Source organism: Streptomyces sp. 8N706, from assembly GCF_052245415.1.
GTDB lineage: Bacteria > Actinomycetota > Actinomycetes > Streptomycetales > Streptomycetaceae > Streptomyces.
Genome location: NZ_JBQQBW010000168.1, coordinates 1 through 10,912, shown reverse-complemented (window position 1 = coordinate 10,912; position 10,912 = coordinate 1). Strand labels below are relative to the sequence as shown.

The window sequence follows — 10,912 nt, the reverse complement described above, 5'->3', positions numbered from 1 at the left end:
CCCCCGCCCCTCCTGGACCACATCGTCGCGGGCGCCGCAGCGGGAGCCCGGCTCCGCACCGGCGGATCGCGGAGCAGTCCGGCAACGGCCGGGACAGGTCCGCCCACGCCCTGGAGAAGTACACCGAGCTCAAGCCGGTCTGGATCCAGCTGTGAGCCCTCCCCCCGAGCGCGCCTCCGGCCCGGTGTTCCCCGAGCGCGCGTCCGGCCCGGTGTTCCCCGGGTGCGCGCCGCGGCCGCTGGTCTCGGAGCCCGCGTCGCCGCAGAGCCGTGCGCCGGTGTCGCCGCTGCAGCCCGAGCGCGCGCGGAGCCGGCTGAGCCCCGTGGTATCCGCGCCGCCGCTGCGGCCTGCGGACGCCCCGCGCCCGCTGATCGCGATCCCCGCCCGCTTCGCCGCCTCCGCCTCCGCCCTGCGCTACGCCGCCGAGGTCAGTGCCCGTGCCCTGGTCGAGGCCGTGTGGCGGGCCGGTGGCGAACCCGTCACCCTCCACCCGTACGCGCCCGGCGGCACTGCCGACCCAGCACAAGTCGCCGCCAGACTCGCCAGGTTCGACGGGGTGCTGCTGCCCGGCGGCGGCGATATCGCCCCGCACCGCTACGGCGCGGTGAGCACACACGACAGCGTCTACGACGTGGACGACGAACAGGACGGCTTCGATCTCGAAGTCGCCCGGCAGGCGCTGGTGGCAGGCCTTCCGCTGCTGGCCGTCTGCCGCGGACTGCAGGCCGTCAACACCGCCCTCGGCGGCACCCTGCACCAGGACATGGGCGGCCCCGCGAGCGAGCACCGCCATGTGGTGCACCCGGTCGCGCTGCGCCGCGGTTCACGGATCGCCCGGATCACCGGCAGCGAGAAGGCGGAGGTGTCCTGCTACCACCACCAGCGCGTGGAGCGGACCGGCGACGGGCTGGAGATCACCGCCACGGCCGCCGACGGCACCGTCGAGGCCCTTGAACTCGTCGGCGCGGACGGCTGGTTCACCGCAGTGCAGTGGCACCCCGAGGACACCGCGCACGACGCCCCCGCTCAGCAGCGGCTCTTCGACACGCTGGTCCAAGCCGCCGCCGGCCGTCCGTGAACCCGTGGCCGACAGCTGTGTGGCCGGACTCGGGGCCTGGCCGCACACGTGTGTGCACCCCGCCGTCGGCCACCGCGCGCACTTGTGCCCGTCTCACCGGCGTACGCGCGTACGCCCGTATGCTGCTGAGACGGTCACCGTTGCTCCGTGCCCGGCGCGCGGACACGCCCCGCCGGGCAGGCAGCTCGTGGCCTGCCCGGCGGGGCGTGGGCTTCACGCCGGGATTCAGTGCCGCCTGGGCGGGCGGATGCCCCGGAACTCCCAGTCGCCGCCGAGGGCGGTGGACAGCACTTCCTCGGACTCGGTGGGCTGTGCCCCGACGTCGTCACGGATCGCGGCCGGGCCGGTCACGATGCGGTTCGTGAGCCGGCCGAGGCCCTCGACCTCGACCTCGACCACATCTCCGGGCTGTACGGGCCGGGAGTTGGCAGGCGTACCGGAGAGCAGGACGTCCCCCGGGTGCAGCGTGATGGTGCGGGCGATGTCGGCAACGAGGTAGTGCATGTCCCACGTCATCTCATCGGTCGAACCGTTCTGGACGACCTCACCGTTGACGTACGTCCGCAGGTGCTTGCCGCGGAAGTCCCAGTCGGTGACCAGCCCGGGGCCGAGCGGGCACAGCGTGTCGGAGCCCTTGACGCGCAGCATGGAGCCGGCGTCGGTGTCGCGGAAGTCGTGGAGACCGTAGTCGTTGGCGATGGTGTAGCCGGCGATGTGGTCCCCGGCCTCGGCGGGGGAGATGTTGCGGCACGTCCTCCCGATCACGATGGCGACCTCGCCCTCGTAGTTGAGCCACTTGCACCCCTCTGGCCGTACGACGGCGCCCTGGTGGGAGTTGAGGGAGGAGGTCGGCTTGTGGAAGTACGTCGGGGTGTCCGGAAGGGTGATCCCGAACTCCTCCACCCGGCTGCGGTGGTTGAGATGGACAGCGATGATCTTGGAGGGGACGACCGGTGGCAGATGGCGCGCGTGGTCGACCGGGACCCGGCGGCCGTCACCGGCGACGAGGGTCTCCCCCTCGCGGACGGTCTCGACGACGGCGCCGTCGAGGAGGATGCGGCGGTAGTCGGGCATGTCAGGACTCCTGGTCTGCGTGCGGGGCGGGGGAGAGCTGCGGTTCGACGGAGTGCTGCGGGTCGCCGGGGTCGTGTGGGCCGTGGGGGAGGCGGGCGGCCCGGGGCGCGGTCCAGCCCTCCGCGGGGCGATCGAACCAGAGGTGCGCCTGGCCGGTGCCGATGGAGTTCTCGTACTCCCCGTACTGGCGGCCGGGCGCGGTGCAGGCCTCCTCGCCCAGGGCACCGGCCATCATCAGATAGTGGGAGAAGCCGGCCTCGGGCTTGTACGGCCAGAACTCCGGCATGGTCTGCAGCACCCGGTCGTGGCGTCCCTGCTTGAACCAGGCGATGCGTTCGTAGTCGGCCGCCCGCGCCTGCGGGCTGAAGATGTGGGAGGGGTCGCTGGACTCGTGGTCACGGAGTTGGCGCAGCGGCCAGAAGGTGTGCGAGAGCGCCCCGGAGGCGATGAGGAGCACCTTGCGGCCGGGTGTGGCGGCGATGCCGTCGGCGAGGGCGCGGCCGAGGCGCAGATGGTCCTCCATGTCGCCGGTCTGGCACACCCCGATGGTGACCCAGCGCTTGTCGGGCAGGCCCTCGCCGAGGAACTTCCACAAATTGATGGTGGCGTAGTAGATCGGGAGGCAGGGGTCGTCGATCGCGGTGATCCAGGTGCCGTGCTTCTCGGCGTACGCGGCGATGCCGTGGGCGAGTTCGGGATCGCCCGCGAAGTCGTAGGGCATACGGCACATGCCGCGGGGCAGTTCCTCCGAGGTGAAGAGACCGGCGCGCCGGTCCTGGGCCGTGACCACGAATTCGACGGTGGTGGCCCAGTGCGAGTCCAGGACGACCACGGTGTCGTAGTCCGCGGTCTCGAACACCTCCTGGCGCAGCTGCCGGAGGCCGGTGACCAGAGTGATCTCCTTGTCCCCGTTCAGCTCCAGCCGGGTCTCCTCCGGGAGCACGATGGTGGGGACGTGCGAGAGGAGGCCCGCGCCGACGATCTCACCCATGGCCCTTCCACCCCTTCGGTGCGCTCACGGTGTTCTTGATGTCGCAGTAGAAGTCGAAGCTCCAGGTGCCGCCCTCGCGGCCGACGCCGGACTGGCGGGAGCCGCCGAAGGGAGCCTGGAGGTCACGTACGAAGAAGCAGTTGACCCAGACGGTGCCTGCCACCAGCCGGGCGGTGACGCGTGCGGCGCGCTCGCGGTCGCCGGTGGCGACGGTGGCGGCGAGGCCGAAGCGGGTGTCGTTGGCGAGGTGGACGGCCTCCTCCTCGTCGGTGAAGGTCTGCAGGGTCAGGACCGGTCCGAAGACCTCCTCCTGGACGATCTCGCTGTCCTGGGCGACGCCGGTCAAGAGGGTGGGCCGGTAGTAGAGGCCGCCCAGCTTCTCGTGGGGGGTGCCGCCGACGAGGGCGCGGGCCCCGGCCGCCAGCGCCCGCCGGACGAACCCGTCGATCTTCTCCAGCTGGCGCGGGTGGATATTGGGGCCGATGTCGGTGGCCTCCTCCCGTGGGTCGCCCTGCCGCAGCCGCGCCGTTTGCTCCACGAGACGCCGGGTGAACTCCTCGGCGACCGGGGCCTCGACGAGGACGCGGGAAGCGGCGAGGCAGACCTGCCCGGCGTTGTCGTACTGCTCGACCGCCAGATCGACGGCGAGGTCGAGATCGGCGTCGGCGAAGACCAGCAGGGGCGACTTGCCCCCCAGCTCGAAGCTGGCGGGCACCAGGTTGGCGGCCGCGGCTCCGGCGATCCGCCGGGCGGTCGGCACGGAACCGGTGAAGCTGATCCGGCGCACATCCGGGTGCGAGACGAGTGCGCTGCCGGCCTCCGCCCCGTACCCCTGCACGACATTGAGCACGCCGGCGGGCAGTCCGGCCTCGGCGGCGATGTCGGCGATGAGGGAGGCGGTGAGCGGGGTCCACTCGGCCGGCTTGAGGACGACCGTGTTCCCGGCGGCGAGGGCCGGTGCGATCTTCCAGGTTGCGAGCATCAGCGGGGCGTTCCAGGGGGTGATCAGGACGCTGGGACCCGCCGCGTCCCAGGAGACATGGTTGGTGTGGCCGCGTGTGGTGAAGTCCTCGTGCTCCAGGCGGAGCAGCCAGTCCGCGAAGAAGCGGAAGTTGTGCGCCACCCGCGGCATCACGCCACGGCGATGCGAGCGCAGCAGGGCGCCGTTGTCGTGCGTCTCGACGATGGCCAGGTCCTCGAGGCGCTTGTCGACGCCGTCGGCGATGGCGCGCAGAAGGCGAGCGCGCTCGGTACGTGGAGTGGCCGCCCAGCCGGGGAAGGCGGTCCTGGCGGCGGCGACGGCTGCCTCGGCCTCGGTCGCGCCGCCGCGTGCGATCTCGCCGAGGGTACTGCCGTCGATCGGCGAGACGTCGGTGAAGGTCCGTACGGAGGCGACGCGTTCGCCGCCGATCCAGTGCCGGGTGTCGACGGCGACCCCGGCCACGGTGGTGATGTGTTCGGTCATATCCGGTACTCCAGGTGACAGAGAGAAGAGAGCAGATCAGCGCGTGCGGTACGCGGCCGTCGCTGCTCCGTGTGCGGGGCTGCCCGTGGCCCGGTGCCACACCCGCCGGAGGTGTCGTCCGAGCCCGCGTGGCGGCTGCCTCGGAGGGCGGCCGCGGCGACCCTGCCGGGGTCGGGGGCTGTGGCGTCAGTGTCAGCGGTGAGTTCACCCGGCCCCGGAGGTACCGGATTCGAGGAGCGTGCCCCCGTCCCAGACCACACCGACCTGGCGGTAGTAGGCGGCGATCGGCTCGCGGATCTCCAGGCGGGCCAGCTCCTCGGTGGGGGAGTCGAACAACTCCAGATCGGCCTCGGCCCGCCATGCGGGTCCGGCCTCGAAGGAGGCGGCACCCGACTCGATCAGCTCGTCGAGCGCGAGGCCCTCGCCTTTCTCGATCGAGGGAAGCCAGCGGTGGTGCGCCATCGGGTGCCCATTGACGAACCCGTTGGTGTTCGAGGTCTCCCGCAGCGTCACCACGGCCTGGGCGAGCCGGCGGTCGGCCGCCGCGAGCGTCGCTCCGAAGCGGGCACCCGCCTCGAGGCGCGGGGCGGGACCGTAAGAGTGCGGCCGGGTCATGTGGATGGAGCCGAGCTTCTTCGGGTAGCCCTGGTGGGTGCCGCGGGCGATGGCGAAGTCCTTGTCGACCCAGATGTGGACACAGCGCGAGTACGTACGGCCCCGGTAGGAGCAGCGGACGACGGCGAAGGCCTCCTTGTACTGGGAGCGCACAGGGTCGAGCAGCTCCTCGCGGGACCCGGAGCAGGACTGCCAGTCCGCCCAGATCAGGGCGACGGCGCCGGGGTCCTCCTCGGCCGGCTCCAGCGGCTCGGGCAGCAGTTCGCGGACCCGGGCGGGGTCGGTGCGGTACTCGATGGTGAGGAGGTCGCCGGAGTAGTGCCACGGAGGGGAAGGGATGAGCGACGACCGGCCTGTCGCCGTCTTGGGGTGGAAGTAGCCACGCATCAGCGACACGATGTCTCCTCGATCAGGTGGAAGGACGTCCGCGGCCGGGGCAGGGCCGTTCCCGGCATCGACAGGGGGGCGGCACGCCGACCCGGCCGCCGCACCGACGCCATTCATTTGACCCCAAATGATAATCCGCGAACGCTCCCGGGTAAAGGCCTGACCGCGCCTGGTGCTGGAGGGTGCCGGCGTGTTCGGCGTGTGGGGTGGTCGGCGAGTCGGCGTGCGACCCTGTCGAGTACGCCCGGTCGGCCGCACGGGCGGGTGGTGTGCTGAGGGGTGCGACCTGCCGCGCCTGCTCCCTCCGGGGGTGCGCCCCCGCGCCGGGACGCTTTCGCGGTGGCGCGCCGAGATGCCTCCGCGGCATCGCCCTGCGGTCGCGGGGGAACGGCGCCGTAGCCTTGTCAGGCAGCGGCGCACCACATACGTTTGGTCCCAAACGGACGCTCCGAGCAGACAACCGGAAGGGGCAAGCCGTGCCCTGTCATCCCTCCTCCGCGTATCCGAGCGGCTCACCCGAGCATTTCGCCGCCCTCTCGGATGAGCTCTCAGCCCAGGGCATCGACCTCGTTCGAGTGCTGTGGAGCGATCTGCACGGAGTGGCCCGCGGCAAAGAGATCCACGTCAGCGAGCTGTCACACGGTGCGGGGCACGGCCTTTCCTTCTGTCAGGCCGTGATGGTCACCGACCTGGGCGGCAATCCACTGGACGTCCCCGAGAGTTCCGGAAGCGGCTGGCCCGACGCTCACGCCCGTATCGACCCGGGCACACTCGCCATCCCCGGCCACGCGCCCGCCACCGCGTATCTCCTGGCCGACATCACGGCAACGACGCATGACCATGCCCTGCTGCACCTGGATCCCCGCCGGCTCCTGCGCAACCAGACCGAGCGGCTGGCCCGGCGAGGACTGCATGCCGTCGCCGCCCCCGAGCTGGAGTTCTACCTGCTGGCACCGGACGCCGCCGCGCCCCACGGCTGGCGGCAGTACTCGGAGCACGACACCGCCGGCTATGTCGTCGGCTCCTCCTACGACCCCGATGCGCTGCTGCCCCTGCTCATCCGCGAATGCCATGCCCTCGGGCTCCGCGTGCAGAGCGGGAACCAGGAGTTCAGCGGCGGCCAGTTCGAGATCAACCATGTGCACGGGCCCGCCCTCGACGCCGCGGACCGCGCCTTTCTCTTCAAGTACGCGGTGAAGGAGATCGCGGCACGCCGGGGGCTGCGCGCCACCTTCATGGGGAAGCCCTTCCAGGAGAAGTCGGGCAGCGGACACCATGTTCATCTCTCCCTCACGGACGCCGACGGCGCCAATCTGTTCGCTGACCCGGCAGCCGAGGACGGCGTCAGCGTCCTCGGCAAAGCCTTCCTGGCGGGCGTACTGGAGCACGCGCCCGCACTCACCGCACTGCTCAATCCCACCGTCAACGCCTACAAACGGCTCGCCGCTGCCGACTCCCTGGCTCCCACCACCGCCAACTGGGGCTACGACAACCGAACCGCCTACGTCCGCATCCCTCCCGACCGCGGCCCCGGCACCAGGATCGAGGTACGCGTCGGCGACGGCGCCGGCAACACCTATCTCGTCATCGCCGCCCTGCTCGCCGCCGGCCTGGACGGAATCGAGCGCGACCTCGTACCTCCGCACTCCGTCACGGAAGAGCCGTGCCTCGGCGGAGCGCCGCTGCCGTCATCGCTGGGAGGCGCACTGAGCGCTCTTGAAGAGGACAAGGTTCTCGGCGACGCGATCGGGCGCCGCTTCACCGAGGTATTCGTCGCCCTGAAACGCCAGGAACTCGCCCGGTTCGAGCGCGCGGTCACCGACTGGGAATTCCACGAGTACTCGCGCATGCTCTGACGCCGGAAGCGGACGCTGAGGCCTTCCCGACCACGAAGCACATACGAGGACAACTGATGGACCTGCAACACTGGCTCCGACAAGCGGCACAGTCCAACCAGGAGTGGACGGCGGACTTCGGCCCGTACCAGACGCACCCGTCACTCGATATCGAAGACGGCCGATTCGCCGAAGTCTTCGAGGAGTTCACCGAGCGGCTGAAGGACAACTACCCCTTCTTCCATCCCCGGTACGCCGGGCAGATGCTCAAGCCTCCGCACCCGGCCGCCGTGGTCGGATACGTCACAGCGATGCTGATCAACCCCAATAACCATGCGCTCGACGGCGGACCGGCCACCGCCAGGATGGAACGCGAGGTGATGCAGCAACTGGCCGGTATGTTCGGCTTCACCACTCATCTCGGCCATCTCACCACCAGCGGCACCATGGCCAACCTGGAAGCTCTCTTCGTCGCCCGTGAACTGCACCCCGGCCGGGGTGTCGCCTACAGCGCGGAAGCCCATTACACCCATAGCCGCATGTGCGGCGTCCTGGGCATCGAGGGGCACGCCGTACCCGTGGACGGGCGGGGCCGTATCGACCTCGACGCGCTGGAGGACCTGCTGCGTACCGGCCGCGTGGGGACGGTCGTCCTCACGGCGGGCACCACCGGGCTCGGCGCGATCGACCCCATCCATGAAGCCCTGGCCCTGCGGGAGAAGTACGGGGTCCGTATCCACATCGACGCCGCTTACGGAGGGTTCTTCACCCTGCTGGCCGGCGCCGACGGCCCGGCCGGACTGGCGGAGGCACCGTGGCGGGCCATCGCGCAGTGCGATTCCGTCGTCGTCGACCCGCACAAGCACGGGCTGCAACCCTACGGCTGCGGGGCGGTCCTCTTCGCCGACCCGGACGTCGGACGCTTCTACCTCCACGACTCCCCGTACACCTACTTCACCTCCACCGAGCTGCATCTTGGAGAGATCAGCCTCGAATGCTCCCGCGCCGGAGCCGCCGCGGCAGCTCTCTGGCTCACCTTCCAGCTCCTGCCGCCCACGCCCGACGGCCTGGGCACCGTACTGGCAGCAGGGCGCCGGGCGGCACTCCAGTGGTCGCAACTGATCGATTCCTCCGATTTCCTGACGCTCTATCAGGCACCTGAACTCGACATCGTCTCCTACTTCCCCGTCACGGAACCCGCTGCCCTCTCGGCCATCGACCAGGCTTCGGCGCGCGTCCTCCAGCACGGCATGACCGAACCCGACCCGGTCTTCCTCAGCACGCTCCGAGCGGACGCTCGTGCCTTCGCGGCGCGCCACCCGGGCGTCACGGCTGACGCGGAAGGCGCGCGCCTTCTGCGCAGTGTGCTGATGAAGCCGGAGTCTGAGCGCTATGTGACGCACCTCCACGCTCGGCTGGAGAAGCTCGTCTGACACCGCCGGCCCGCCGGCCCCAGAGGGGTGGCGCCGGGGACACTCCTTCCCTGCACACCGGAACCTGGCCTGGCGGGAATCCCTTGTCTCTTTGCATGGAGGCTCGGCAGCACATGAGTCCGTGGAGAGGGGAACTCTTCGCGGTACGGGTGGGCGTTCGCGGACCCACCTGGCGGAGAATGGCCGGGTGGCCAAGCCGACGCGGGAGCAGCAACGGTTGGTGAAGGCGGCCGATCCGCAGACCGGTCTGCTGAGGGGCACACCCGGGCAGATGCAGGCGCTGGTCGCAGGCGGCTGGGCGTTCCGGCACCCGAAGCCGCCGCGCCGCTGCTATCTGACTCCCGTCGGCTGGAGGCTCCGCGAGCAGCTGCTCGAACCGCCTCCTGCTCCCGCCGGCCCGGCCGCCGAGGCCCCGGGCCAGCCGGGGGTGTTCGCTGCCCGGACGGGTGACGAGACCGAACCGGGAGACCACGGCTGTGGCCGGGACCAGGAGGTGCGCAGCGCCTGGGAAGGACTGCTCCAGCTGCGACGTATGACCAACCGGGCCGGTGAGACGGACATCCCCTGCCCCTGGGAACGGGCGCATCTGCTGTCGGCGGCGGCGCTGGCCTTGGAGGCTGCCGGTTGCGCGCCGTCGGCGATCGGTGTCTCCGGCGAGCGGACGGAGCGTGGCTACCGGGTGGTGGCCTGGCCCCAGGCCGACGCGGTCCGCGTGGAGTGGGCGTGGCCCGCGCGGGAGCCCGCGGCTACAGGCCGGGCACGTCTGGAAGAGGAGCTCGACAGGCTGAGCCGGGCCTTGGAACGTGCCGGATGGCAGGTCTCGGAACATCAGGCCGCCCGAAGCGGCGCCCGTTTCCTGCTGGCCTCCCCTCGGCGGGTGCCGCCCGTCGGCCCCCGCTGAGGACCTGCGTCACCGCGTGCGGTCCCCGATCCTCTTGGAGAAGCACACCCGGTCCTGCCCGGGGCCGTCGTAGTCGCTGTGCAGGGGCAGGCCCTCGACCTCGCGATCACCCTTTTCGAGTTCGAACCCCATGGCCCGGTGAAACGCCACGGACCCGGTGTTCGCAGGCGAGGTGATGGCGTGTACCTTGCTGCGGCCCGCCTCGGCGGCACGCTGAAAGAACAGTGTGTAGAGGCCGCGAGCCACGCCCTGCCCCCGCAGGTCCGGGTCCACTCCTACGAAGTGGATGTACGCCTCGTCCTCGTTGTCGGAGGAGTGGAAACCCACCAGGAACGCCTTGATCCCGGTGGCGTCCTCCAGCACCAGGCTGGTGCTGGAGAAGTGCTGCAGGAACAACTTCGGCAGTAGCAGGGACAATTGACGGGCCTGGTCGGGAGTGCGGGAGTCGCCCCACCACTGCTGTATGCACTCGAGGATCGCGCGGTGGTCGGAGACATGGGCCTGGCGCACATCGGGCATGGGCGTTTCCTTTCCGGTCTTTCCGGTTGCTTTCATGGTGTCAGGCCGCGCAGGCCATTGCGCAGGCCGGCCGGGTGAGGGGAGGAGATGCGCGGCGCGCGGCTCGCGGCGAAGCCGGTACGGACGCTCTTCAGCCACGGCATGGTGCCTTTCCCGACGCACCCATGAAATCCTGTCGTTACGGCGGATCCAATGCGGCAGTGGAGAGATACACCGAGACCCGGCGGGCCATGGGGGGCGGCTCCGGCCCGGCCCGAACGCGCCCGATGCGGCCGTGCCCCGGCGAGAGGGAGCCGGCGACCGCGGCCGGCACAAGGCACCGGCGACAGCGCGCCCCACATGCTGGACAACCGTACGGTCCATACGTGGGTGGGGAATTGCCCGGTTGGATACCCCATACGCTCCGGACGCAATTTCCGGACGGAGCGGCCGAAGGCTGGCGACCCCGGTCGTCGCCGGTGGGGGAGAAGCTCCGGCACCGATGTCCCTCCGAGCCGTGCATGCGTACAAGTCGCTGATCGCCCTGGTGCGGGACGTTCCACCCCACATGCGCCACCCGCTGTCGGTGAAGCCATGCGGCCGGACACAGCATCCGGGCAGCCCGGGCCCGCCGA

9 protein-coding genes are annotated in these 10,912 nt (G+C 70.7%); 4 read left to right on the top strand and 5 right to left on the bottom strand.

What is annotated here, in order from left to right; all coding sequences use genetic code 11:
- The first annotated feature begins 340 nt into the window (after positions 1–340).
- Entirely contained in the window at positions 341–1,078 is a 738-nt protein-coding gene (locus ACTWQE_RS32415; protein WP_443332670.1) for a gamma-glutamyl-gamma-aminobutyrate hydrolase family protein, read from the top strand.
- Between the two features lie 225 nt (positions 1,079–1,303).
- Here ACTWQE_RS32415 and ACTWQE_RS32410 read toward each other — a convergent pair whose 3' ends face one another.
- From ACTWQE_RS32410 to ACTWQE_RS32395, 4 genes are all read right to left on the bottom strand, one after another.
- Entirely contained in the window at positions 1,304–2,152 is an 849-nt protein-coding gene (locus ACTWQE_RS32410; protein WP_443332669.1) for a fumarylacetoacetate hydrolase family protein, read from the bottom strand.
- Between the two features lies 1 nt (position 2,153).
- Positions 2,154–3,143 (bottom strand): 3,4-dihydroxyphenylacetate 2,3-dioxygenase, encoded by a 990-nt coding sequence (locus ACTWQE_RS32405; protein ID WP_443332668.1) that lies wholly within the window; start codon positions 3,141–3,143, stop codon positions 2,154–2,156.
- The gene (locus tag ACTWQE_RS32400) at positions 3,136–4,608 is read right to left on the bottom strand and encodes an aldehyde dehydrogenase (RefSeq protein ID WP_443332667.1); all 1,473 of its coding nucleotides are present in this window, start codon (positions 4,606–4,608) and stop codon (positions 3,136–3,138) included. The genes ACTWQE_RS32405 and ACTWQE_RS32400 overlap by 8 nt, the downstream gene beginning before the upstream one ends.
- Positions 4,609–4,812: 204 nt before the next feature.
- The gene (locus ACTWQE_RS32395; protein WP_443332666.1) at positions 4,813–5,619 is read right to left on the bottom strand and encodes an acetoacetate decarboxylase family protein; all 807 of its coding nucleotides are present in this window, start codon (positions 5,617–5,619) and stop codon (positions 4,813–4,815) included.
- Between the two features lie 467 nt (positions 5,620–6,086).
- Between ACTWQE_RS32395 and ACTWQE_RS32390 the strand changes: the two genes are divergently transcribed.
- The 3 genes from ACTWQE_RS32390 (at position 6,087) to ACTWQE_RS32380 (ending at position 9,779) form a co-directional block, all read left to right on the top strand.
- Positions 6,087–7,466 carry a glutamine synthetase family protein gene (locus ACTWQE_RS32390; protein WP_443332665.1) on the top strand — a complete coding sequence of 460 codons (1,380 nt, stop codon included), beginning with the start codon at positions 6,087–6,089 and terminating at the stop codon, positions 7,464–7,466.
- A 56-nt stretch (positions 7,467–7,522) separates the two neighbouring features.
- Positions 7,523–8,878: a pyridoxal phosphate-dependent decarboxylase family protein gene (locus ACTWQE_RS32385; RefSeq protein WP_443332664.1), complete on the top strand. Its 1,356-nt coding sequence runs from the start codon at positions 7,523–7,525 to the stop codon at positions 8,876–8,878.
- 187 nt (positions 8,879–9,065) lie between these two features.
- Positions 9,066–9,779 carry a hypothetical protein gene (locus tag ACTWQE_RS32380; RefSeq protein WP_443332663.1) on the top strand — a complete coding sequence of 238 codons (714 nt, stop codon included), beginning with the start codon at positions 9,066–9,068 and terminating at the stop codon, positions 9,777–9,779.
- Between the two features lie 9 nt (positions 9,780–9,788).
- Here ACTWQE_RS32380 and ACTWQE_RS32375 read toward each other — a convergent pair whose 3' ends face one another.
- The gene (locus ACTWQE_RS32375; protein WP_443332662.1) at positions 9,789–10,298 is read right to left on the bottom strand and encodes a GNAT family N-acetyltransferase; all 510 of its coding nucleotides are present in this window, start codon (positions 10,296–10,298) and stop codon (positions 9,789–9,791) included.
- Positions 10,299–10,912 lie beyond the last annotated feature (614 nt).